The following is a 23,551-nucleotide window of genomic DNA, read 5'->3' as shown; positions in this document are numbered from 1 at the left end:
ATGTGAGCGCGCGACGCTGGGTTCACGCACGCGCGGCGTGACGCGTCACCCGCACGCGGCGCAGCGCGAGACGCCGTTCGAGGCGCGCGGCCTGTTCCACTGCGAAGGCGACCGCCACCATCACCATCAACGTGCCCGCGACAACGACGAGCGCGAGGCGCCAGCCGTCTTCCCTGAAGAGGCCGCCATACTGGACGGCCGCGACGGCCGCCGGGATGAAAAACAGCAGCATGTCGGACAGAAGCCAGTCGGCGCCGGACTTGATCCAGCGCGCCGGCAGGCCGCCGCTGAACAGCAGCGCCAGCATCGCGACGAGGCCAACCACGCCGCCCGGCACCGGCAATCCGAGGCGACGCACGATGAAATCGGCGACATACCATACGACGGCCAGTGCGGCGCTTTGCACGGCAATCCGGGCGAACCGCGCGACAGGGCGGACGCCGGCCGGCAGCGTTTGCATGGAAAAAGTGGTCGTCGTCATGGCAATCCCTGAGTGACTTCTGGATGAAAGTCAGTATAGGGATCATGACTTCATAAATATAATGACTTAACATCATCCACTTCATTCCAATCTGGAATCCGGAGACTCAAACGTGGAATTGCGCGCGCTTCGCTACTTCGTGGAAGTCGTCCGCCAGCAGAGCTTCACCGTCGCAGCCGAGCAGATGTTCGTCACGCAGCCGACGATCAGCAAGATGGTGAAGGCGCTGGAAGACGAAATCGGCTCGCCGCTTCTGTTGCGCGACGGCCGCCAGATGGTGCTGACGGACGCCGGTCGCATCGTCTATCAACGCGGTCAGGATGTGCTTGCCGCGCATGCGCAACTGCAGGCGGAGCTGAACGATCTCGACACGCTCGGCAGCGGCGAGCTGACCATCGGCATTCCGCCGATGGGCGGTTCGCTCTTTACCGCGGCCATCGCCGCGTTCCGGCAACGCTATCCGAAAATCGACCTGAAGCTGTTCGAACAGGGTTCGCGCGGGATCGAATCGGCGCTGATCTCAGGCGAACTCGAACTGGGCGGCGTGCTGCTGCCGGTCGATCCCGAAATGATCGACGTGCTGCCGATGACGCGCCAGCTGCTGTGGCTCGTCACGCGTCGCGGCTCACGCTGGGACGACGTCCAGCAGGTGGCGCTCGCCGATCTCGCCGCGGAGCCGTTCGTGTTCTACGGCGAAAGCCTCGCCCTGAACGACGTCGTGCAGAACGCGTGCCGCGAAGCGGGTTTCTCGCCGACGATCGTCGGACGCAGCGGCCACTGGGATTTCATGGCGGCACTGGTGCTGGCGGGCGTCGGCATTGCGCTGTTGCCCGAACCGTATTGCCGGCGGCTCGATTCGACGCAGTTCAGCTGTCGGCCCGTCGTGGCGCCGGAGATTCCGTGGGAAGTGGCGATCGGCTGGCGGCGCAACGGTTATCTGTCACACGCGGCGCGCGCCTGGCTCGAAGTGGCGCGCGAAAATCTGCCCGGCCAGGACGGCGACGATTTCATGCACGCGCCCTCGCCCGGCATCGCCGGCACGCCAGCTTCGAAATAGGACGTCACGCGACGGTCGCCGCAGCAGCCATGTGCGAGCCACGGCGCGCCGCCGCGATGAAACCGGCTGCGCGCTCGCCGATCATCACCGTCGGCGCGTTCGTGTTACCGCCGATCAGCGCCGGCATCACCGAGGCATCCACCACGCGCAAACCCGTCACGCCGCGCACACGCAACTGCGTATCGACGACCGAGCGCGCGTCGCCGCCCATCCGGCAGGTTCCCACCGGGTGATAGATCGTGTCGGCGTGCTCGATGATGGTCGCGCGCAGTTCCGCTTCGCCGTGGCCAGGATGCGTATACAACTCCGTGCCGCCGAAGATCGCGAGCGACGGGGCATCGAGAATGCGTCGCGAAATGCGTGCGCCTTCGACGAGCAGGTCGAGGTCGCGTGAATCGCTCAGAAAACGCGGATCGATCACCGGAGCGACGCGCGCGTCCCTGTCCGCCAGCGTGACGCTGCCACGGCTATGCGGACGCAGCACGCACGCATGCAGCGAATAGCCGTGCCCCCAATGCATATGGCGGTTGTGATCGTCGACGAGCGCCGCGCAGAAGTGCAGTTGCAGATCCGGACGGTCGAGCGTCGGCCGGCTTCTGATAAAGCCGCCCGCCTCGGCGACGTTGCTCGACAGCATGCCGCGGCCGTGCCGCATGAAGTCGACGAACTGCGGCGCCATCCGCGCGATGCCGCGCAGCGAAAAGCCGGTCGGCTCGATCGAACGCGTGCGCTTGTTGATTGTGAAGTCGACGTGATCGATCAGGTTCTGACCGACGTCAGGCGCATCGTGCACGACCGGCACGCCGACTGACTGAAGATGCGCCGCCGGCCCGACGCCGGAGCACATCAGGAGCTGCGGCGAATTGAATGCGCCGGCTGCGAGCACGACTTCCGCGCGTGCTTCGAGCACTTCGATCCGACCGCCGCGCGCTACTTCAACGCCGCTCGCCCGCTTGCCGTCGAACGTCACGCGCAACACCGTGGCATCGGCGATCGTATGGAGGTTGGCGCGCGGCCGGTCGTACACGTAGGCGCGCGCGACGCTGCAGCGGCGGCCGTCGCGCTGCGTCACCTGGTAAAAGCCGACGCCTTCCTGTTCGGGACCGTTGAAGTCGTCGTTAGGCCGGAAGCCGGCTTCGACTGCCGCGCGCACGAAGCGCTCCGAAAACGGATTGCGAAAGCGCAGATCGGAAACGGTGAGCGGACCATCGGCACCGTGCAGCGCGTCGGCGCCGCGTTCGTTGCCTTCGGCGCGCCGGAAATACGGCAGCACGTCCTGCCACGACCAGCCGTCGCAACCCATGCGCGCCCAGTCGTCGTAATCGAGCGGATGGCCGCGCGTATAGACCATCGCGTTGATCGCGCTCGATCCGCCGAAGCCGCGCCCGCGTGGCTGATAGCCACGCCGTCCGCCGAGGCCTGGTTGCGGCGTGGTTTCGTAGCCGTAGTTGGTTTTCAGCCTGTGCGGCACGAGGACCGCGACGCCGACTGGCATGTTGACGAACAGGTTACGCGCCGTATGCGGGCCGGCCTCGATCAGTGCGATCGACGCGTCCGGGTAACTGTCCGCAAGCCGGCTCGCCAGCGCGCAGCCGCCAGAGCCCGCCCCGACGATGATGTAGTCGTATTGCATCCGCTCCTCCTGATGGGCCGCGTTGCCCGCGGCGCCTGTCTCGTGCACACTTGTCTGCGTGTGTTTCCGCGCATTGTAGGGAGCCTGCCGGACGGGCGGCACGATCCTGTCAGAGCGATCCCTCTAAACGAAACGCCGCCTGCGCCCCTATGATGAAAAGCTGCCGCCGGCTTCGGACGACATCGCCGCGCGGCATTCAAAGGCGTCAAACCAGGCGTCGCCTCTCGCAACGCACCACGGTGCGCATCGATCGAACACAGATCCAGAAACAGACCCGGGCATGCATCCGGTGATCGGAGACAACAGATGGAACTCCCAGGCTTCGGCAAGACTCACGACGTGACCAATCAGGTCCCGCCGCTCGCAGACTACAACTTCTTCGAAAGCGACGCGGCGCTCACCGCCGCCGTCGAACGCGAAGGCGCGGCATGGCATCGCGACGCGCTGCGGCGTCACGGCGCGGCGCTCTCCGCGCCCGAGGTGCTCGCGCTCGCTGAAGTCGCGAACCGTCACACGCCCGAACTCTTCACGTTTTCGCCGCGCGGCGAACGCATCGACGCGCTGGAATTCCATCCGTCGTGGCACAGCCTGCTCGCGCTGCTGCGTCGCGAAGGTCTGCACGCGTTGCCGTTCTCCGATCCGCAAAAAGGCGCGATGGTCGCGCGCTGCGCCGGCTACTTCCTGCACGCGCAGCTCGAATCCGGCTCGCTGTGCCCGCTGACCATGACGTTCGCCAGCATTCCCGTGCTGCAGCGCGAACCGGCGCTCTTCGAAACGTTGCGCGACAAGCTGTACACGCGCGAACACGATCCGCGCGACATGCCGCTCGCGCAGAAGAAGTCGATGATGACCGGCATGGGCATGACCGAGAAACAGGGTGGCTCGGACGTGCGCAGCAACCAGACGCGCGCATTCGCGCAACCGGGCGGCGCAGGCCGCGGCGCCGCTTACCGGCTCGTCGGACACAAGTGGTTTTTTTCCGCGCCCCAGTGCGACGCGCATCTGGTGCTCGCGCGCACCGGCGACCACGCGGGCCTCTCGTGCTTCTACGTGCCGCGCTTCGTGCCGGACGGCAGCAAAAACGGCGTGCAGGTCCAGCGTCTGAAAGACAAGCTCGGCAACCGCTCGAACGCGAGCAGCGAGGTCGAATTCGTCGACGCGTACGGCGTCATGATCGGCGACGAAGGACGCGGCGTGCCGACCATCATCGAAATGGCGAACTACACGCGGCTCGACTGCGTGATCGGCAGCGCCGCGTTGATGCGCGCGGCGCTCGTGCAGGCGGTTCACCATGCACGGCATCGCAGCGCGTTCGGCAAACATCTCGTCGACCAGCCGCTGATGCGCAACGTGCTCGCCGATCTCGCGCTCGAATCCGAAGCAGCGACGGTGCTGTTCATGCGGCTCGCCCGCGCGTTCGAGGACACCGGCAACACGCCGGAAGAACGCGCCTGGCGACGCATCGTCACGCCAGCGGCGAAGTTCTGGGTTTGCAAGCGCGCGCTCGAATTCACCGGCGAGGCGATGGAAGTCTGGGGCGGCAACGGTTACGTCGAAGAAGGCCCGATGGCGCGCTTTTATCGCGAGGCGCCGGTCAATTCGATCTGGGAAGGTTCGGGCAACGTGATGTGCCTCGACGTGCTGCGCGCGATGGAACGCGAACCGGACGCCGCGCAGGCGCTGCTGGCCGCCTGGCGCGCGACGGCGCAGCAGCACGGCCACTCCGCGCTCGGGACGGCGCTGGAACGGCTCGTTGCGACGCTGGGTGCAGCGCCTGAACTGCGCGAAGCCAGCGCCCGCCGGATCGTGCAGCAGATCGTGCTCGTCGCGCAGGCAACGCTGCTCGTGCAACACGCGCCCGCCGCGATCGCCGACGCATTCATCGCCACGCGTCTCGCCGACGGCTGCGGCGACAGCGGGCGCGTCTACGGCACGTTGCCCGCGCAGGTCGACCACGCGGCGATCATCGAACGCGCGTTTCCCGTTTAACGGGCGGCCTGCTTCGCCCCGTTTGAGCGCACATAAAAAGGCCGGCCACACGTGGACCGCCTCACAGGAATCGAGGGAGAAACACCATGAAAAACGACCTGCCCGACGTGGCGGCGCTCGAAGCGCTGCTGCGCGAACAGCGTCAGGCGTATCTGCGCGCGCCGTACCCGTCGTGGGAAACGCGCGCGACGCATCTGAAAACGCTACGCGCGATGCTACTCGACAACAGCGACGCGCTCGCCGAAGCGATGAACGCCGACTTCGGCAATCGCGCGAAGCAGGAAGTGCTGCTTGCGGAATTCCTGCTCGTCAAGGGTGAGATCGACGGCGCGCTGCGTCACGGCAAGCGCTGGATGAAAGCGCAACGACGCAGCACGAACAGGTGGCTGCTGCCCGCGCGCGTGAAGGTCGTGCCGCAGCCGCTCGGCGTCGTCGGCATCATCGCGCCGTGGAACTATCCGGTGCTGCTCGCGGCCGGGCCGCTCATCAGCGCGCTCGCCGCCGGCAACCGCGCGATCATCAAGATGTCGGAGCTGACGCCGCGGACTTCGGCGCTCTTCGAGCAGCTGGTCGCACAGACGTTCCAGCGCGATCATGTCGCCGTCGTGAACGGCGACGCCGCGTTCGCCGCCGCGTTCAGCGCGCAGCCCTTCGATCATCTGCTCTTCACCGGGTCGACGCAGGTCGGCCGTCACGTGATGCGCGCCGCCGCCGATAACCTCACGCCCGTCACGCTCGAACTCGGTGGCAAGTCGCCCGTGATCGTCGGCCCGCACGCGCGTTTCGACTATGCGGTCGACAGCCTTGTCACCGGCAAGACGCTCAATGCGGGGCAAACCTGCGTCGCGCCTGACTACGTGCTGGTGCCGCGTGGCAGCGAAGCGGCGTTCGTGGCCCGCGCCCGCGTGCAGATGGCGAAGCTCTACCCCGATTTCGCGCGTAACCGCGACTACACGTCGATCATCTCGGCGCGTCACTTCGAACGCCTGCAACGTCTCGCCGACGAAGCATCGGCCGGCGGCGCACAACTGCATGAGCTGACCGACACGCCCGGCGATGTTGCGTCACGGCGTTTTCCACTCATAGCGGTCACGAATGCGCCGGATCAGTCCGCGCTGATGCAGGAAGAGATTTTCGGGCCGCTGCTGCCCATCGTCCCGTACGACACGCTCGATGATGCCATCGCGTACATCAACGCGCGTCCGCGGCCGTTGTCGCTCTATCTCTACGACGACGACGCCGCGACGATCGAACGCGTCACGCACGAAACGATCGCGGGCGGGATGGCGGTGAACGAAACGCTGATGCATCTGGCGTGCGAGAGCCTGCCGTTCGGCGGCGTCGGCGCGAGCGGCATGGGCGCGTATCACGGTTACGAAGGCTTCGTGACCTTCTCGAAGATGAAGCCGGTGTTACAGCAGGGCCGGCTGAACGCGCGCGCACTGGTCGCACCGCCCTACGGACGACGCTTCAACGCGCTGATCAAACTGATGATGCGCTTCTAGCGCGAAGACGTGAACGGCGATGCCGCAGACGAGGCCGGCGCGACGGCGGTGCCGGGCGCGTCGTCGGCGGCGCCGCTTTCGAGCCGGTGCAGCCACGCAAGGAGTTCCGCGACAGCCTGATACAGCTGCGGCGGGATACGGGTGTCGAGATCGACCTGCATCAGCAGCGACACCATTTCGGGCGACTCGTGCACGTACAGGCCCGCTTCCTTCGCGCGCTGCACGATCATGTCGGCGACAAGACCGTATCCCTTCGCGATCACGCGCGGCGAAGCATCGCCGCCGTTTGCATCATAGATGAGCGCCGCCGCGCTCTTGCGATTCCTGCGGCTCATGCGAGATCCCAGTCGTAACCCGCGTCCGGCGGCGCGGAGCCCGAGCCCATACCCGCTACTGAACTGGCCGCCGCTGCACGGGCCGCCACGCTGGCTTCCTCGCTGGCTGCCGCGGCCGAGCGCGCGTACGCGCTCGTCGCCTGGGCGGCGCTGGCGCCGCCATTGTTCGAGCCGCCCACCGCCGCGCCACCGATCTCACGGATCGACAGCGTACTGAGATTGATGCCGGCCGCGGCGAGGCGCTGACGGAACAGTTCGCCCTGCGCGGCAAGCCGCGCGGCGCCGTTCGGGCTCGCCTGCACCCGCACCATCAGCTGCGCGCCGTTCAGCGTCAGATCGGCGTCGACGGTGCCAAGCGAAGGCAGCGACAGCGTTAACCGCGTACGCCACGGATACGGCTCGTCGCCGTCCGCGCCGCCGCCGCTGCGCTGCCATTCGTCGCCGTCCTGCTCGATCGTCCAGTCGAGCCGCGCGCCCGGCCACGCTTCGCCGGTCCAGCGGAACTGGCCGGTTGCGAGCAGATCGAGCTGCTGGCGCACAAGCGGAATCGTCGCGGGATGGATCGATGCGGCCAGTTCCTGCGACGTGCTGGCGGCGTTCGCGCTGGAAGCGGCGTCGGCGGGTGCTGTATGCAAAAGCGAGCGCAGCGACTGCGAGGAAGTCGGGAATGCATCGTCGGCGGCGATTTCGCGCGCGACAAAACGGGCCGCCTGCGTCTGCGAGGCGTCAGCTGCGCCGCGAGCGCCCGCCGCGCTGCCACCCGCGAAGGCGTTCGCATTCGGATTCGCGCCCGGCATCGCGCGGCCCTGCGCGGCTGCGCCAGACGCCCACGGCTGCGCGGCCGCGTCGGCGTCCGTGCTCCAGTCGAGCGGAAGCTGGGCGGCCGCGTCGGCGAGCCGGTTCTGCGGTTCACTGGCGAGCGACGCGGGCGTGCGTTGCCCCGAGAGCCACTGCGCCAGATGCGATTCGTAGAACAGACCGCTTTCGGCCACCGTGCGCTGAAGCGCTGCCGCGAGCGCGACAACCGGCAGCGGCGAAGCGACCACGCTCGCCGCTGTCGTGCCCGCCGTAGCGTTGGCGCCCGCGTTCGACGCGGCATTCCCGCCGGCCGTGGCACCCGCTGGACCTGCCGCAGCACCCGGTTCGGGCGTGTCGAAGAGCGGCAACAGCATGCCTTCGATGGCCACGTCGATGGCGGGCGCGGCGGCCCACACCGGCGTCTGGCCGACTACGGCGGGCGTCGCGTCGCCGCCCGAGCGTGCGATCGCGTCGAGCGTAAGCGCGACAGCGGACAGCGCGGTCTGCGCGGAAGGCTGAGGTGGAGTGGGAGCGGCAGGCAGCGTGCCGCCAGGCGTAACCGGTGTATCGACGGCCAGTGCAGACGCGCCCGTCTGCGACGTGGCGGCGTCAGCCCGCGAGCCGATCGAGAGGAGGCTCTCGACGCGGGTTGCCAGCAGCGAAGCCACAGCCGTGTCGATTCCGTTCATGCCGGTTCCTCTCGCGCGCCTCTGGCGCGTGGTCGCCGGCGGCGATGCGCCCCGACGACAGTGCGGTCGATAAAAGCGCTCAGCGCGCCTGGTAAAGTTCCTTCAGCACGCTGGCCGGGCACGTCGCTGCGAACAGCGCCGACAGTTTCGCCATGCGCGGGTTCGCGAGGTCGCGGATCGCGGCGTCGTCGGCGAGGATGCGGCGGATCAGCTCGTATTTGCGTGTGCGCTCTGCATCGTCGAGCTTCACGCCTTCTTCTGCGTGCTTCAGCCCGTCAACCAGCCGACGATATTCTTCCTGCAACACCACGAGGTCATTCCAGAGCGCTTCACGCGCTGCCACTAACATCCGGTCGGAAATCGCTGCGATCGCCTCATAACGGGCGAAGTATTGTGCGTTCGATGTCATCTCATGCTTTCAGCGGACGACTGTGTCGCCATCCGCGCGATCTCCGGGGCAATCCCGATCCAGGCTTCTTCGAGCGTCGCCAGCAAGCCGTCGACTTCGACGAGCATGGCTTCGTTCTGCTTGATGTTCGCGTCGAGTAACCGCCGCGCCATATAGGCGTACAGCCCGTCGAGCCGTTCCGCGATTTCGCCACCGGCTTCCAGATTGAGCGACTGCTGCAGCCCGCTGCCGATGATCTCGATCGCCTTGCCGATCGCTTCCCCCCGCGCCGGGACATTGCCCTGCTGCAGATGCATGCGCGCCTGCGCAATCGCCTGCCGCGCGCCCTGGTACAGCATCACGATCAGGCGGTGCGGACTTGCGCCCATCACCCCCGTCTCGACGCCGACGCGTGCATAGGCGTTGGCTCCAGCGTGTCCTGGGGAAAACATCGGCGCTCCTCCTGTGTGATGCAGATTGCGATTGGCTGGCGGACTGTCGCGAGGCGTAACCGCCCGCGATCCGTCATCCGTGTATCCGGGTTATCGGATTACACGCGTAAAGCTTTAGCCCACAGGGGAGCAAGCAAAGGCTCAAACAGGGGTCTGCATGATGTCGTTGTAGGCCGCGACCAGCTTGTTGCGGACCTGCAGGCCGAACTGGAAGCCCACATTGGCCTTCTGCATGTCGACCATCACATCGTTCAGCGAAACGTTCGGTGCACCGATTTCAAAGGCATGCGCCTCGCTGACGGAGGTCTGCTGGTCGCTGCTGATCTTGTCGATCGAAGCCTTCAGCGCGGCGGCGAAGTTGCCGGACGTGGCCGCACCGGACTCCGAAGCAGCCGGGGCGGTGCCGCCGGCTGCCTGAGCAGCCATGGACTGCATCTGCTGTAGCGCCGACAGAAGCGGGCTCACGGGCAATGTCATGTTCTCTCCAGATGAAGGAAAACCGGCGAGCCAGGGCGTGCCGATCTGGAGTGAAGCATAGCAGCGGCCCTTTTGCGACAGACGTGAAAGTAGGGGGAAAACCCGGCTCTATTCGACCAATCAGGTTGCATGCCCGTGAGGATAATCCCTAACGTGAAAGTGTCTGCCCCTGCGCCCGTCAAGCCCGACGCGGCGGGCCGGAGCAGGACTCAAGGCATCCCGGAGATACCCGACGCATGGATTCGTCAGCCAACTCTTTGATCACCCCCGACGCCCGCATGGGCCTCGCTGGCGCGCAGGCCGGAGCCGGCGGCGCCGGCCAGGCCGGTGCTGCGGACCTCGGTGGCGGCCTCGGCGGTAATTTTTCGCAGCGCCTGTCGTTCCCGACCTCGCTCTCGCAGATGCGCGGCAACCCGCGCGCGCCGCTGATCTTCGCTGTCGCGCTGCTGATCGCCATCGTCGCGGGTCTCGTCATGTGGTCGCGGGCGCCGGACTACAAGGTGCTCTACAGCAATCTGTCCGACCGCGACGGCGGCGCGATCATCAACGCGCTCCAGACGGCGAACATCCCCTACAAGTTCAGCGAAACCGGCGGTGCGATCCTCGTGCCGGCCGATCAGGTTCACGAAATGCGCCTGCGCCTCGCTTCCCAGGGTTTGCCGAAGGCCGGCTCGGTGGGTTTCGAGCTGATGGACAACCAGAAATTCGGCATCAGCCAGTTCGCCGAACAGATCAACTACCAGCGCTCCCTCGAAGGCGAGCTTCAGCAAACGATCGAATCGATCTCGTCGGTGAAGTCGGCGCGGGTGCATCTGGCGATTCCGAAGCCTTCCGTGTTCGTGCGCGATCACGAAGCGCCGTCGGCGTCGGTGCTCGTCAACCTGTACCCGGGCCGCATACTCGACGAAGGTCAGGTCGTGGCGATCACGCACATGGTGTCGTCGGCGGTGCCGGACATGCCGGTGCGCAACGTGACGATCGTCGACCAGGACGGCAACCTGCTCACGCAGGCCGCCTCCGGAACCGGTCTCGACGCGACGCAGCTCAAGTACGTCCAGCAGATCGAGCACAACACGCAGCAGCGGATCGACGCGATCCTCGCGCCGCTGTTCGGTGCGGGCAACGCGCATTCGCAGGTGAGCGCCGACGTCGACTTCACGAAGAACGAGCAGACATCCGAGAAGTACGCCCCGAACGGCAACCCGGAGCAGGCCGCCGTACGCAGCCAGCAGTCGAGCACCGCGACGGAGATGAGCCAGGGTGGCGCGTCGGGCGTGCCGGGCGCGCTGTCGAACCAGCCGCCGCAGCCCGCTTCCGCGCCGATCACCGCGAGCGCGAACGGCGCCAGCGGCGTGAGCACGACGCCGATCAGCGACCACAAGGACACGACGACCAACTACGAACTCGACAAGACGGTGCGTCACACCGAACAGGCGATGGGCGGTGTGAAGCGTCTGTCGGTGGCGGTGGTGGTCAACTATCTGCGCACGGTCGACGCGAAGGGTCACGTCACGATGCAGCCGCTCACCGCCGACAAGCTCGATCAGGTGAACCAGCTGGTGAAGGACGCGATGGGTTACGACGCGAAGCGCGGCGACTCGGTGAACGTCGTCAACAGCGCGTTCTCGCAGGAAATCGACCCGAACGCAAACCTGCCGTGGTGGCGTACGCCGGAAATGATCGCGCTCGCAAAGCAGATCGCAACGTACGCAGGGATCGGTCTGGTGGCGCTGGTGCTCTACTTCATGATGGTGCGCCCGGCGATGCGCCGCGCGTTCCCGCCACCGGCGCCGGTCGTCGCCGCGCTGACTTCGCAGGACGAACCGGTGCTGCTCGACGGCCTGCCTTCACCGGAAAAGACCGCCGTCACCGAAGAGGACGAGGAGCACAGCATCGTTTCGTTCGAAAGCGACAAACGCAGATATGAACGCCACCTGGACTACGCACGCAACATCGCGCGCCAGGATCCGAAAATCGTAGCAACTGTTGTCAAGAGCTGGGTATCCGATGAGCGCTGAAGGCGTAGTGAAGAGCGCCCTCCTGCTGATGTCGATTGGCGAGGAAGAGGCTGCGCAGGTATTCAAGTTCCTCGGGCCGCGCGAGGTGCAAAAGATCGGCGTCGCGATGGCTTCGCTGAAGAACATCACGCGCGAACAGATCGAAGAGGTGCTGCAGGAGTTCGCAAAGGAAGCCGAACAGCACACGGGCATGTCGCTCGATTCGAGCGACTACATCCGCTCGGTGCTCACGAAGGCGCTCGGCGACGACAAGGCCGGCGCGATCATCGACCGGATCCTGCAGGGCAGCGACACGAGCGGAATCGAAGGCCTCAAGTGGATGGATTCGTCCGCTGTGGCCGAACTCATCAAGAACGAGCATCCGCAGATCATCGCGACGATCCTCGTCCACCTGGACCGCGATCAGGCGTCGGAAATCGTCGCGTGCTTCACGGAACGGCTGCGCAATGACGTGCTGTTGCGTATCGCGACGCTCGACGGCATCCAGCCGGCCGCGTTGCGCGAACTCGACGACGTGCTGACGGGCCTGCTGTCAGGCAGCGACAACCTGAAGCGCAGCCCGATGGGCGGTATCCGCACGGCGGCGGAAATTCTCAACTTCATGTCGGCCAACCACGAGGAAGGCGTGCTGGAAAACGTGCGCCTGTACGACGCGGAGCTCGCGCAGAAGATCGTCGACCAGATGTTCGTGTTCGAAAACCTGCTCGACCTCGAAGACCGCGCGATCCAGTTGCTGCTCAAGGAAGTCGAGTCCGAAGCGCTCATCATCTCGCTCAAGGGTGCGCCGCCTGCGCTGCGCCAGAAGTTCCTGTCGAACATGTCGCAACGCGCCGCGGAACTGCTCGCGGAAGACCTCGACGCACGCGGTCCGGTGCGCGTCTCGGAAGTCGAGACGCAGCAGCGCCGCATCCTGCAGATCGTGCGCAACCTGGCGGAAAGCGGCCAGATCGTGATCGGCGGCAAGGCGGAAGATGCATATGTCTGATCAGGACTCCATGCGCAAGGAAAGCCTCTCGGCCTACCAGCGCTGGGAGATGGCCTCGTTCGACCCGGTGCCGGAACCGGAACCGGTCGACGACGGCGCCTTCGAAGCCGAACTGCAACGCCTGCGCGACGCAGCGCATGCGCAGGGCGTCGCGTCCGGCCACGTCGCCGGCCAGGCGCTTGGCTATCAGGCCGGCTACGAACAGGGATACGCACAGGGCCTCGAACAGGGCCGCGTCGAATCCCACGCGGAAGCCGCGCGCCTCGCGGCGATCGCCGACACGTTCAGCGCGGCATTGGGCGGCGCGCGCGGCGAAATCGCCGATACGCTCGTCGCGCTCGCGCTCGACATCGCGCAGCAGGTCGTGCGCCAGCACGTGCAGCACGACCCGACCGCGCTGATCGCGGCCGCCCGCGAAGTGCTGGCGACGGAACCCGCGCTCGTCGGCGCGCCGAGCCTGATCGTGAGCCCGGCGGATCTGCCGGTCGTTGAAGCGTATCTGCTTGAAGAACTCCAGGCGCGCGGCTGGACCGTGCGCACCGATCCGTCGGTGGAACGCGGCGGCTGCCGCGCCCACGCGAGCACGGGCGAAGTGGATGCCGCCATCGGCACCCGCTGGGAACGTGTCGCGGCGGCACTGGGCAAGGTCAGCACATGGTAAAGCCGACGCTCGCCGAGATCGAATCCAGCGATCTGACAGAGCTCGAACGTGAGCTCGCGCTGGCGTCGTTCGGCGTGCCCGAAACAAAGCCTTCTATCGCGGTTGCGCCCGTCGCTGGCGCCAAAGCCGCGGCGAGCCGCGCGCCGCGCACGTCCGCTCCCGCGTTCGTGCCGGATCCGGCGCTCGCGGAGAACCTGCATTTCCAGGCGTGGCGCGCCCGGCTCGATGGCCTGCGCGCCCGCAACGCCATCGCGCGGCCGCTGCGCGCCTGCGGCCGTCTGACGCGCGCGGCCGGTCTCGTGCTTGAAGCCGTCGGCCTGCGCCTGTCAGTGGGTTCCGAAGTGATGATCGAGCTGCCCGCGGGCAGCCCGATTGCGTTTGCCGAAGCAGAAGTGGTCGGCTTTGCCGGCGACAAGCTGTTCCTGATGCCGACGACCGAAGTCCACGGCCTCTTGCCTGGCGCGCGCGTCTATCCGCTCGAAAGCGCGCCGATCGCCGATCCGATGGCGGGCGCGAAGCGTCTGCCGGTCGGCTGGGAGCTGCTCGGACGGGTGGTCGATGCATCGGGCCGTCCGCTCGACAGCCTCGGCCCGCTTGGTGCGGTGAACGACGCGCCGCTGTCCGCGCCGTCGATCAATCCGCTGCATCGAGAGCCGATTCACAAGGTACTGGATGTCGGCGTGCGCGCGATCAATGCGCTGCTGACCGTCGGACGCGGCCAGCGCATGGGGCTTTTCGCGGGTTCGGGCGTTGGTAAATCGGTGCTGCTCGGCCAGATGGCGCGCTACACGAGCGCCGAAGTGATCGTGATCGGCCTGATCGGCGAACGCGGCCGCGAAGTGAAGGAATTCATCGAACAGATTCTCGGCGACGAAGGGCGCGCGCGCTCCGTCGTCGTTGCCGCGCCGGCCGACGTGTCGCCGTTGCTGCGGATGCAGGGCGCCGCGTACGCGACGTCGCTTGCCGAATATTTCCGCGATCAGGGCAAGCACGTGCTGCTGCTGATGGATTCGCTCACGCGTTACGCGATGGCGCAGCGCGAGATCGCGCTGGCCGTTGGCGAGCCGCCGGCGACCAAGGGCTACCCGCCTTCGGTGTTCGCGAAGCTGCCCGCGCTTGTCGAGCGCACCGGCAACGGCCCGGAAGGCGGCGGTTCGATTACCGCCTTCTATACAGTGCTGACCGAAGGCGACGACCAGCAGGATCCGATCGCCGATTCGGCGCGCGCGATTCTCGACGGCCACATCGTGCTTTCGCGCCAGCTTGCCGAATCCGGTCACTATCCGGCGATCGATATTGAAGCGTCGATCAGCCGCGCGATGACCGCGCTGATCGATGACGCGCATCTCGATCGCACCCGTCTTTTCAAGCAGATGCTGTCGCGCTACCAGCGCAACCGCGATCTGATCAACGTCGGCGCTTATTCGAGCGGGCGCGACCAGCTCCTCGACCGGGCCATTGCGCTGTATCCGCGCATGGAAGCGTTCCTGCAACAGGGTTATCGCGAAAGCGCCGGCTTTGAGCCGAGCCTTGCGATGCTCGATGCGCTGTTCGAATAGGGAGAACGTCGATGTCGAAACATTTTCCGATCAAGACACTGATTGGTCTCGCGCAGGACGACGTCGACGCCGCCGCGCAACGGCTTGGCCGCGTGCAGCGCGAGCGCAACGACGTCGAAGCGCAGCTCGACTCGCTCGTGCAGTATCGCGACGAATATCACCGTCGTTTCACGGCGACGGCGCAATCGGGCATGCCTGCCGGCAACATGCGCAACTTTCAGGCGTTCATCGACACACTCGACACCGCGATCCAGCAGCAGCGCGGGCTGCTTGCCGCCGCGACCGCGCGTGTCGAGGCCGCGAAACCCGACTGGCAGCGCCAGAAGCAGAAACTCGGCTCGTTCGAAGTGCTGCAGGCGCGCGGCGAAGCCGTCGAGGCAACGAAGACCGCGCGCCGCGAGCAACGCGACGCCGACGAACACGCAGCACGCATTCTCCGGATGCGCGTGGAAGGCGCCTGACGCCGCCACGCCCTGACCGACACGAACATACGGGATCACGCATGACGCCACTCTCACTCCTCAATTCGCTGCTTGGCGCGACCACCGGCGCGACATCGGGCGGGTCGTCCTCCGCGTCGGGCGGCAGCACGCTGCCGTTCTCGCAGACGCTGCAGCAGAGCATCGACTCGCAGAACAGCGCGGCAAAGCCGCCGGTCAGCAAGTCGTCGTCGCAATCGTCGCAACCTTCGTCATCGTCTGGCTCGACGACGGCTGCGTCCTCTTCGGCATCGTCGACGGCTTCGTCTTCGTCGACTTCGAGCGTGCATGACGCTTCGACGCCTACTTCGAAGGCCAACAGCGCGAGCGCGACCGACGGCAAAGAGGACACGGACGGCGCGACGAAGGCGGACGCCTCGACGGGCGCGGGCCAGCAGACCACGGCCGGCAACGGCACGGGCAAGACCACCGATACGGACACGAAGTCGCAACAAAACGCCGATGCGCCGACCACGCCGGCAACGGCCGCAGCGCTGGCGGCTGCAGCCGCGGCTGCGGCTGCGGCTGCGGCGGCCGCCGCGCAGGCACAGGCACAGGCAAGTGTCGCGATGGACACGGCAGCGGCCAAAGCGGCCGACGTGCTTCCGGTCGATGCCACGGCCGCGGTCGCTGCGACGACATCTGCTGCGAGCACGCTCGCGACGGGCGCGACGACGATCGGCAAGAAGCTTGCGTCGCTCGATCCCAAGTCTGTGCAGGACGGACTGCAGGCGGCGTTTGCCGCGCTGGCCAGTGGTCAGGGCGCGGTTCCGGGAGCGGCCACGACGGCGGGCGCACCGGGCGCATCGTCGGCTGGCGTGGGTTCTGCGACGGATGCCGGTCTCGGCGGCCATGGCATGGGTAAGGGTCTGGCGGCGGGTGCATCGTTTGCCGACGGCAAGGGCACGAAGGGTGAAGGCGCGAAAGAGGCCGTCGCGAATGCTGTGGCGACGGCCACGCCGCAGGTATCGGTGGCACGCGGGGTGGCGGACGCAATGGCGGCAGCAAGCGCGGGGACCGCACAGGACAGCCTTGCTGCCCTGAAGAGCACGGCTGACGCGGCGAGCGCGAGCCTTGAAGCGACGCAGGCTGCGACGGCGGCGGCTTCGAGCGCTTCGGTGCAGACAACGAATCCGACTGCTGTGGCGGCGGCGGGCGCGGCACTGGCGCCGCCGGTTGGCACGCCTGACTGGGAAGAGGCGTTGGGGCAGAAGGTGGTGTTTCTGTCGAATGCACACCAGCAGACGGCGGAGCTCACGCTCAACCCGAAGGATCTGGGACCGCTTCAGGTCGTGTTGCAGGTTGCCGATAACCATGCACATGCGTTGTTTGTTTCACAGCACCAGCAGGTTCGGGAAGCAGTGGAGGCCGCGCTTCCCAAATTGCGCGAAGCGATGGAGCAAGGGGGGATCGGGCTTGGCAGTGCAAGTGTGAGTGATGGGTTTGCCCGCCAGGCTGGGGGGCAGCAGCAGCCTGGTTCAGGTTCTGGGTCTGGTTCTTCTGGTGGGCGTAGTGGTTCTTCTTTTGCCTCCGGCAGTGAGGATGATGTTGTTGCTTCTGCTTCGTTGCCTGTTCGGCGCAGTGTTGGGATTGTGGATACGTTTGTCTGATTTTTTTCTGGCTTTTTGGCTTTTCCTTGTATTCGTGTCGGTCTATTGGTGTTGCCCCTTGTGCGGGGCGGCATTTCGGTTTCTTCGTGCCGAGGCGGTTTCTTTGCTTTGGCCTTTCCTTGTATTCGTGTCGGTCTTGTGGCGTTGCCCCTGTGCGGGGCGGCACTTACTTTTCTTTGTCTTGCCAAAGAAAAGTAAGCAAAAGAAAGGCGCTTCGAAAACTTGTCTCTTCCCGGTGTGTCGCTTTCGGGGAATGGCAACCCATGAGGTGTCGTCACCGCACAGAAACTCGTCTGGTCCGCGCACGAGACCGTCCCTCGCACAGCACCGTCAGTGACAAGGCGCTCATCCACCCCACTCCGCACTTCGTGCGTCGCGGTCGGATCATAAACCGCACCTCTCGCGGTTTGGCATGCCGGCATCCGCGCACCGGTTTGCCGGTCGGCGACGCGCAGCGGAGCCGGGTGAATGAGTGCCTTGTCACTGACGGTGCTGTGCGAAGGACGGTCTCGTGCGCGGACCATTGTTGTGTGGGCTGTGAGGGCGACATCTCACGGGTTGCCATTCCCCGGTGGCGACACACCTGGAAGGGGTGAGTTATCGAGGCGCCTTTCTTTTGCCTACTTTTCTTTGGCAAGACGCCCCGAAGGAAGTCCCCTTGGGGGACAAAGAAAAGTAGGTGCCGCCCCGCACAGGGGCGACGCTAATAGACCAAAAGCAAAACAAGGAAAGGCCAACAAATTCCAGATCAACAAAAAAACAAAAACAGAGAAAACCAGAAAAAGCCCGAACGGGCAAATACACGAGCTAACCCCGATTCCCCCTTCTTTTCGACCCATCGCAAGCCTGGAAGAAACCCGAAAATCCAACCTACAGCATTGAGGCTATCTGAAACCCCATGGCAACCACGACCGCAAACCAGCAAGCAATCGCGCCGTCCGCTCCCGGACCGATGAAGCGCATCCTCATGATCCTGCTGATCGTACTGGTCGCCGCAGGCGCCGCCGGTACGGGCACCTGGTTCTTCATGTCGAAGCGCGCTCCGGCCACCGCATCGCCGGCCGCCCCGGCCCCGGCGCCCGCTCCGGTGTTCTTCCCGCTCGAACCGCTCACGGTCAACCTGCAGTCGGATGACGGCCAGCAACACTTCCTGCGCATCGGTCTCACGCTCAAGCTCGCAGACCAGGCCACCCATGACCAGCTCAACGAACACATGCCGGAAATTCGCAGCCGCGTCCTGCTCGCGCTGTCGAACAAGCACCCGGAAGAACTGCAAACCCTCGACGGAAAACACGCGCTCGCAAAAGAACTCGAAGCGCTGATCGAACAGCCGACTGAAACCGGCGGCCAGCCGGCTCACGTCGCCGGCGTGCTGTTCACCGAATTCGTCGTGCAGTAACGCAGTGCCGCGTCACTGCCAACAATAACCGTCACGGGACGCACGAGGAACAGGATGGGCCACGAAGAGTTCATGTCCCAGGAGGAGGTCGATGCCCTCCTCAAGGGCGTCACCGGCGAATCCGACTCGGAATCCGATTCCGCGGATCGTACCGGCGTACGCCCGTACAACATCGCCACGCAGGAACGTATCGTTCGCGGCCGGATGCCCGGCCTCGAAATCATCAATGACCGCTTCGCGCGCCTCCTGCGTATCGGCATTTTCAACTTCATGCGTCGCACGGCGGAAATCTCCGTCGGTCCGGTGAAGGTGCAGAAGTACAGCGAATTCACCCGCAATCTGCCGATCCCGACGAACCTGAACCTCGTCCACGTGAAGCCGCTGCGCGGCACGTCGCTGTTCGTGTTCGATCCGAACCTGGTGTTCTTCGTCGTCGATAACCTGTTCGGCGGCGATGGCCGCTTCCACACGCGCGTCGAAGGCCGCGATTTCACCGCCACCGAACAGCGCATCATCGGCAAGCTGCTGAACCTCGTGTTCGAGCACTACACGGCTTCGTGGAAGAACGTGCGTCCGCTGCAGTTCGAATTCGTGCGCTCAGAAATGCACACGCAGTTCGCCAACGTCGCAACGCCGAACGAAATCGTCATCGTCACGCAGTTCTCGATCGAGTTCGGCTCGACGGGCGGCACGCTGCACATCTGCATGCCGTACTCGATGATCGAACCGATCCGCGACACGCTGTCGTCGCCGATCCAGGGCGAAGCGATGGACATCGACCGCCGCTGGGTACGCGTGCTCTCGCAACAGGTGCAGAGCGCCGAAGTGGAACTGACGGCAGACCTCGCCAGCATCCCGGTGACGTTCCAGCAGATCCTGAACCTGCGCAAGGGCGACGTGCTGCCGGTCAACATCCCCGAAACCCTCACGGCGAAAGTCGATGGCGTGCCGGTGATGGAATGCGGCTACGGAATTTTCAATGGTCAGTACGCGTTGCGGGTCCAGAAAATGATCAGCGCAGCCGACACGATGAAGGAAGGTGGATATGAGTGAGCTGAACCCCACGCCGGAGAACGACCTGCCCGCCGGCGACCCGGAACTGGCCGCAGCAGCTGCAGCCGCAATCGCAACCGAAGAAGACGACATTGCAATGGACGACTGGGCAAGCGCGCTCGCCGAGCAGAACAACAACCCGGAACCGGCACCGGCCGCCGCGGGCGTGTTCCAGCCGCTGTCGAAAGTAGAACCGACGACAACGCGTAACGATATCGACATGATCCTGGACATTCCCGTCCAGATGACTGTCGAACTCGGCCGCACGAAAATCGCGATCCGCAACCTGCTGCAACTCGCACAGGGCTCGGTCGTGGAACTCGACGGCCTCGCCGGCGAACCGATGGACGTGCTCGTCAACGGCTGCCTGATCGCACAGGGCGAAGTGGTCGTCGTGAACGACAAGTTCGGTATCCGTCTCACGGACATCATCACGCCGTCCGAGCGTATCCGGAAGCTCAACCGATGAAACGCCTCACCCGCCGGGCCGCGATCGCAACGGGCGGCCTGCCGCTCGCTGCACGCACCCGGTTCGCCGCGCTCATGACATCGTGTGCTTCGGTGGTGCTGATGTCCGGCGCGGCGCTTCACGCATCGCAGGCTCGCGCCGCCGACATGAACGCGGTCAACAACGCGGCGAAAATCGCATCGAGCGTGGGAGCGGGTTCAGCGGTTCCGTCGCTGGGCGTCGGTGCCGTGCTTCAGACGGTTGTCGGCCTCGCTGTCGTGATCGGCCTGGTGTTCGGCTGTGCGTGGCTCGCGCGACGCCTCGGCCTGCAACCGTCGCAACGCGGCGGCCTCGTGAAGACGATCGGCGGCGCATCGCTCGGCGGCAAGGAGCGTGTCGCGGTCGTCGAAATCGGGGACACGTGGCTCGTGCTTGGCACGGCGCCGGGTAACGTCCGGCTGCTGCACACCATGCCGGCCGGATCAGCCGAAGCCGGATTCACAACACCGGGTGCACCCGCTGCGCCCGGCGCCCTCCCCGGCTCCTTCGGACAACGCTTTCGCGACGCGCTGAAACAGGAAGCAGGCAAACGTTTCCAGCGAAGCGTCAGCGGAGAACAGTAAATGCAGTTCAATCATTCTGAGGCGCAGGACGTCTGCGCGCCGATCCGCCACGCCCCGACGAAGACCCGCACCGTGCTGAAGCGCGCCGCCGCGCTCGCACTGCCGGCGCTGCTGCTGACGCTGCCGGCGCTTTCGTTCGCGCAGACGGCGGGCCTGCCCGCCTTCAACACGAGCCCCGGTCCGAACGGCGGCACGACGTACTCGCTGAGCGTGCAGACGATGCTGCTGCTCACGATGCTGTCGTTCCTGCCGGCGATGGTGCTGATGATGACGAGCTTCACGCGCATCATCATCGTGCTTTCGCTGCTGCGCCAGGCGCTCGGCACGAACTCGACGCCGCCCAACCAGGTGCTGGTCGGCCTCGCGCTGTTCCTTACGCTCTTCATCATGTCGCCGGTGCTGGACAAGGCGTACACCGACGGCTACAAGCCGTTCTCCGACGGCACGATGCAGATGGATCAGGCCGTCTCGCGCGGCGTTTTGCCGTTCAAGACGTTCATGCTGCGCCAGACCCGCGAAGGCGATCTCGCGCTTTTCGCCCGCATTTCGCATGCGGCTCCGATGCAAGGCCCGGAAGACGTGCCGCTGTCGCTGCTGGTGCCGTCGTTCATCACGAGCGAGCTGAAAACCGGGTTCCAGATCGGCTTCACGATCTTCATTCCGTTTCTCATCATCGATATGGTGGTGGCGAGCGTGCTGATGTCGATGGGGATGATGATGATCTCGCCCGCGACAATCTCGCTGCCGTTCAAGCTGATGCTGTTCGTGCTCGTGGACGGCTGGCAGTTGCTGCTCGGCTCGCTCGCGCAGAGCTTCGTCTGAACGGCGCACACGAAGGAGACCGGCCATGACGCCAGAAACCGTCACCACTCTCGCGCACCAGGCGATGTACGTTTCGATGATCCTGGCCGCGCCGCTGCTGATGGTAGCGCTCGTCGTCGGTCTGCTTGTGAGCCTGTTTCAGGCCGCGACGCAGATCAACGAAACCACGCTGTCGTTCATTCCGAAGCTGATCGCGATTCTCATCACGCTCGTCATCGCTGGACCGTGGATGCTCACGACGATGCTCGACTACATGCGCCACATGCTCACGAGCGTTCCGTCGCTCGCCAGCTGATCGCATTCCTGCTGCACGTCCCGTCATGTTCTCCGTCACCTACGCGCAGCTGAACACATGGCTTACTGCGTTCCTGTGGCCCTTCGTGCGGATTCTCGCGCTCGTGGCGGCTGCGCCCGCATTGGGCGACACGTCGGTACCTGTACGGGTGAAAGTGGGACTTGCCGCGTTTGTCACGCTCATCATTGCGCCGACGCTCGGCGCGCTGCCGCAGGCTACCGTGTTTTCCGCCGAAGGCGTGTGGATCATCGTCAACCAGTTCCTGATCGGGATTGCACTCGGCTTCGTGATGCAGATCGTGTTCGCGGCGGTCGAGGCGACCGGCGACATCATCGGGCTTAGCATGGGTCTTGGCTTCGCGACGTTCTTCGACGTGCACGCAAGCGGCTCGAGCGCGGTGCTCTCGCGCTTTATGTGGACGATCGCGATGCTGACGTTCCTCGCGTTCGACGGCCACCTGCAGATGGTGAGCGCCCTCATCGCGACGTTCCAGTCGATTCCGGTTTCGGCGAACATTCTGGGGGCGAACGGCTGGCGCGCGCTGGCGGGATATGGTTCGACGGTGCTGACTTCGGGATTGCTGCTGGCGATGCCAGTTGTGACGGCGCTCCTGATCGCGAACCTGGCGCTTGGCATTCTCAACCGCGCAGCACCGCAGATCGGCGTGTTCCAGGTCGGCCTGCCGCTGACGATGCTGGTCGGCCTGCTCCTCGTGCAGCTGATGCTGCCGAACATGATTCCGTATTTCTCGCGACTCTTCGACAGCGGCATCGAGGAGATGGGACGCGTGGCGGCGGAGTTCAGATAGCGTGCGCGTGCGTTGCGCACGCAACTTTTTTTTGCGGCGTGAAGCGCCGACTCGCTTACGCCGCGCCCGCGCGTGCGTTCCGGCATCACGCCGCTCGGGCGCGCTCCTGCAGCCTGCGTGAAAAGCGGCTCGGCGCCTGCGCCGGCAGACCGAGGAACTTCAGCACCGTCTGCTCGACGAGATGACTGTCGTTGTCGATACAGATCATGTGATAGCTGTTTTCCAGCACGACGGTGCGCGCGTCGGCGATCCTGCTTTCGAGGAACGTCGCCGACCGCAGGCTCGTGAGTTCATCCGCGCGCGCGTGGGCGATGACCGTCGGACACGTGATCCGTCCGGCGCAACGCTTGACCCGTCGGCGCAGCCGGTCGACCTGTCTCACCGACGCGAGCGGCACCCATCGATAGTGAAGGTTATGGCCGCGCTCCATTCGCGAGCGCACGATTCCACGCATCAGCGGATTCTTGATGCCGAACGGCTCGGCTTCGCGCACCTTCATCCGGCGCGCGAGCCCGGGAATGCGATAGAACAGATGGCGTATCGCCCCATACCAGGGCACCTTCCATCCATCGATATGAACGGGCGGCGACAGTAAAACCAGCCGGCCTTTGGTATGCGCGACGGCGTCGCATAGCGCGATGCTCACCAGTGCGCCCATGCACATGCCGATGATGTGAAACTCGTCGTACTGCGCGGCGAGTTCTTCGTAGCGTGCGAGCGCCGCGCCCACCCAGTCTTCGGCGCGGATCGTTGCAAGACGCTCCGGTGTTTCGCCGTGGCCTGGCAGCAGGATCGCGTGGGCGTCGATGCCGGCTTTGCCGAGCGTCTTTCTCAGACCGCCCAGATCGTACTCAGTGCCGCCGAGGCCATGGATCAGGAGTGCCCCCGTCTTTGTTTTCATGGCGTGCTCGCGGGATCTGGAGGCGTTGTGGAGAGCGGATCACGCCGCACGCGGTTGAAGCGGCAACGGATATCCACGATGGGGAG

Annotated in this window: 24 protein-coding genes; 16 read left to right on the top strand and 8 right to left on the bottom strand. The window is 65.4% G+C overall.

Annotation, left to right across the window (positions count from 1 at the left end):
• Positions 1 to 22: 22 nt before the first annotated feature.
• On the bottom strand, positions 23 to 481 hold the full coding sequence (locus LPA36_RS19585; RefSeq protein ID WP_228880232.1) for a CidA/LrgA family protein: 459 nt from the start codon (positions 479 to 481) through the stop codon (positions 23 to 25).
• A 112-nt stretch (positions 482 to 593) separates the two neighbouring features.
• Between LPA36_RS19585 and LPA36_RS19580 the strand changes: the two genes are divergently transcribed.
• Entirely contained in the window at positions 594 to 1,538 is a 945-nt protein-coding gene (locus LPA36_RS19580; protein WP_228880229.1) for a LysR family transcriptional regulator, read from the top strand.
• Positions 1,539 to 1,542: 4 nt separating this feature from the next.
• Here LPA36_RS19580 and LPA36_RS19575 read toward each other — a convergent pair whose 3' ends face one another.
• Positions 1,543 to 3,171 carry a GMC family oxidoreductase gene (locus tag LPA36_RS19575; protein ID WP_228880228.1) on the bottom strand — a complete coding sequence of 543 codons (1,629 nt, stop codon included), beginning with the start codon at positions 3,169 to 3,171 and terminating at the stop codon, positions 1,543 to 1,545.
• A gap of 306 nt (positions 3,172 to 3,477) precedes the next feature.
• Here LPA36_RS19575 and LPA36_RS19570 point away from each other — a divergent pair, with 306 nt between their 5' ends.
• Positions 3,478 to 5,160, top strand: a complete 1,683-nt coding sequence (locus LPA36_RS19570) for an isovaleryl-CoA dehydrogenase (RefSeq protein ID WP_228880225.1) — start codon at positions 3,478 to 3,480, stop codon at positions 5,158 to 5,160.
• An 86-nt stretch (positions 5,161 to 5,246) separates the two neighbouring features.
• Positions 5,247 to 6,665: a coniferyl aldehyde dehydrogenase gene (locus LPA36_RS19565; protein WP_228880221.1), complete on the top strand. Its 1,419-nt coding sequence runs from the start codon at positions 5,247 to 5,249 to the stop codon at positions 6,663 to 6,665.
• On the opposite strand, the gene LPA36_RS19560 is transcribed toward LPA36_RS19565, so the two are convergent.
• The 5 genes from LPA36_RS19560 to fliE form a co-directional block, all read right to left on the bottom strand.
• Entirely contained in the window at positions 6,662 to 7,000 is a 339-nt protein-coding gene (locus LPA36_RS19560) for an EscU/YscU/HrcU family type III secretion system export apparatus switch protein (protein ID WP_228880220.1), read from the bottom strand. The genes LPA36_RS19565 and LPA36_RS19560 overlap by 4 nt on opposite strands.
• Positions 6,997 to 8,487 carry a flagellar hook-length control protein FliK gene (gene fliK, locus LPA36_RS19555; RefSeq protein ID WP_228880217.1) on the bottom strand — a complete coding sequence of 497 codons (1,491 nt, stop codon included), beginning with the start codon at positions 8,485 to 8,487 and terminating at the stop codon, positions 6,997 to 6,999. The genes LPA36_RS19560 and fliK overlap by 4 nt, the downstream gene beginning before the upstream one ends.
• 79 nt (positions 8,488 to 8,566) lie before the next feature.
• Positions 8,567 to 8,896: a flagellar protein FliT gene (locus tag LPA36_RS19550; RefSeq protein ID WP_228880215.1), complete on the bottom strand. Its 330-nt coding sequence runs from the start codon at positions 8,894 to 8,896 to the stop codon at positions 8,567 to 8,569.
• The gene (fliS, locus tag LPA36_RS19545) at positions 8,893 to 9,327 is read right to left on the bottom strand and encodes a flagellar export chaperone FliS (protein WP_228880212.1); all 435 of its coding nucleotides are present in this window, start codon (positions 9,325 to 9,327) and stop codon (positions 8,893 to 8,895) included. Before fliS ends, LPA36_RS19550 begins: the two co-directional genes overlap by 4 nt.
• A 141-nt stretch (positions 9,328 to 9,468) precedes the next feature.
• Positions 9,469 to 9,804, bottom strand: coding sequence for a flagellar hook-basal body complex protein FliE (gene fliE, locus LPA36_RS19540; RefSeq protein ID WP_228880209.1), 336 nt, complete (start codon positions 9,802 to 9,804; stop codon positions 9,469 to 9,471).
• A gap of 236 nt (positions 9,805 to 10,040) precedes the next feature.
• Here fliE and fliF point away from each other — a divergent pair, with 236 nt between their 5' ends.
• The 13 genes from fliF (at position 10,041) to fliR (ending at position 22,564) form a co-directional block, all read left to right on the top strand.
• Positions 10,041 to 11,822 carry a flagellar basal-body MS-ring/collar protein FliF gene (gene fliF, locus LPA36_RS19535; protein WP_228880208.1) on the top strand — a complete coding sequence of 594 codons (1,782 nt, stop codon included), beginning with the start codon at positions 10,041 to 10,043 and terminating at the stop codon, positions 11,820 to 11,822.
• Entirely contained in the window at positions 11,812 to 12,807 is a 996-nt protein-coding gene (gene fliG, locus LPA36_RS19530) for a flagellar motor switch protein FliG (protein WP_228880205.1), read from the top strand. The genes fliF and fliG overlap by 11 nt, the downstream gene beginning before the upstream one ends.
• Positions 12,794 to 13,468 carry a flagellar assembly protein FliH gene (fliH, locus tag LPA36_RS19525; RefSeq protein ID WP_228880202.1) on the top strand — a complete coding sequence of 225 codons (675 nt, stop codon included), beginning with the start codon at positions 12,794 to 12,796 and terminating at the stop codon, positions 13,466 to 13,468. The genes fliG and fliH overlap by 14 nt, the downstream gene beginning before the upstream one ends.
• Positions 13,462 to 15,027: a flagellar protein export ATPase FliI gene (fliI, locus tag LPA36_RS19520; RefSeq protein ID WP_228880197.1), complete on the top strand. Its 1,566-nt coding sequence runs from the start codon at positions 13,462 to 13,464 to the stop codon at positions 15,025 to 15,027. The genes fliH and fliI overlap by 7 nt, the downstream gene beginning before the upstream one ends.
• 11 nt (positions 15,028 to 15,038) lie before the next feature.
• Entirely contained in the window at positions 15,039 to 15,488 is a 450-nt protein-coding gene (fliJ, locus tag LPA36_RS19515; RefSeq protein WP_228880196.1) for a flagellar export protein FliJ, read from the top strand.
• Between the two features lie 41 nt (positions 15,489 to 15,529).
• A complete protein-coding gene (locus tag LPA36_RS19510) occupies positions 15,530 to 17,116 on the top strand; it encodes a flagellar hook-length control protein FliK (protein ID WP_228880193.1) in 1,587 nt (528 codons plus the stop codon).
• An 898-nt stretch (positions 17,117 to 18,014) separates the two neighbouring features.
• Positions 18,015 to 18,515 carry a flagellar basal body-associated protein FliL gene (fliL, locus tag LPA36_RS19505; RefSeq protein WP_228880190.1) on the top strand — a complete coding sequence of 167 codons (501 nt, stop codon included), beginning with the start codon at positions 18,015 to 18,017 and terminating at the stop codon, positions 18,513 to 18,515.
• Between the two features lie 54 nt (positions 18,516 to 18,569).
• Positions 18,570 to 19,568, top strand: coding sequence for a flagellar motor switch protein FliM (gene fliM, locus LPA36_RS19500; RefSeq protein ID WP_228880188.1), 999 nt, complete (start codon positions 18,570 to 18,572; stop codon positions 19,566 to 19,568).
• Entirely contained in the window at positions 19,561 to 20,037 is a 477-nt protein-coding gene (gene fliN, locus LPA36_RS19495; RefSeq protein WP_228880185.1) for a flagellar motor switch protein FliN, read from the top strand. The genes fliM and fliN overlap by 8 nt, the downstream gene beginning before the upstream one ends.
• Positions 20,034 to 20,639, top strand: a complete 606-nt coding sequence (fliO, locus tag LPA36_RS19490) for a flagellar biosynthetic protein FliO (RefSeq protein WP_407674307.1) — start codon at positions 20,034 to 20,036, stop codon at positions 20,637 to 20,639. Before fliN ends, fliO begins: the two co-directional genes overlap by 4 nt.
• Complete coding sequence (gene fliP, locus LPA36_RS19485) at positions 20,640 to 21,461, top strand: flagellar type III secretion system pore protein FliP (RefSeq protein WP_228880183.1); 822 nt, start codon at positions 20,640 to 20,642, stop codon at positions 21,459 to 21,461. It begins immediately after the preceding gene.
• A 25-nt stretch (positions 21,462 to 21,486) separates the two neighbouring features.
• Positions 21,487 to 21,756, top strand: coding sequence for a flagellar biosynthesis protein FliQ (gene fliQ / locus LPA36_RS19480; protein WP_228880181.1), 270 nt, complete (start codon positions 21,487 to 21,489; stop codon positions 21,754 to 21,756).
• Between the two features lie 25 nt (positions 21,757 to 21,781).
• On the top strand, positions 21,782 to 22,564 hold the full coding sequence (gene fliR / locus LPA36_RS19475) for a flagellar biosynthetic protein FliR (RefSeq protein WP_228880179.1): 783 nt from the start codon (positions 21,782 to 21,784) through the stop codon (positions 22,562 to 22,564).
• An 85-nt stretch (positions 22,565 to 22,649) separates the two neighbouring features.
• Here fliR and LPA36_RS19470 read toward each other — a convergent pair whose 3' ends face one another.
• Positions 22,650 to 23,465, bottom strand: a complete 816-nt coding sequence (locus LPA36_RS19470) for an alpha/beta hydrolase (RefSeq protein ID WP_228880177.1) — start codon at positions 23,463 to 23,465, stop codon at positions 22,650 to 22,652.
• Positions 23,466 to 23,551 lie beyond the last annotated feature (86 nt).

Origin of the sequence: Paraburkholderia saeva (assembly GCF_907164555.1) — a bacterium.
Classification (GTDB): Bacteria; Pseudomonadota; Gammaproteobacteria; order Burkholderiales; family Burkholderiaceae; genus Paraburkholderia; species Paraburkholderia saeva.
Note: the sequence above shows the minus strand (reverse complement) of the source record. Positions and strands in the feature narration are given on the sequence as shown.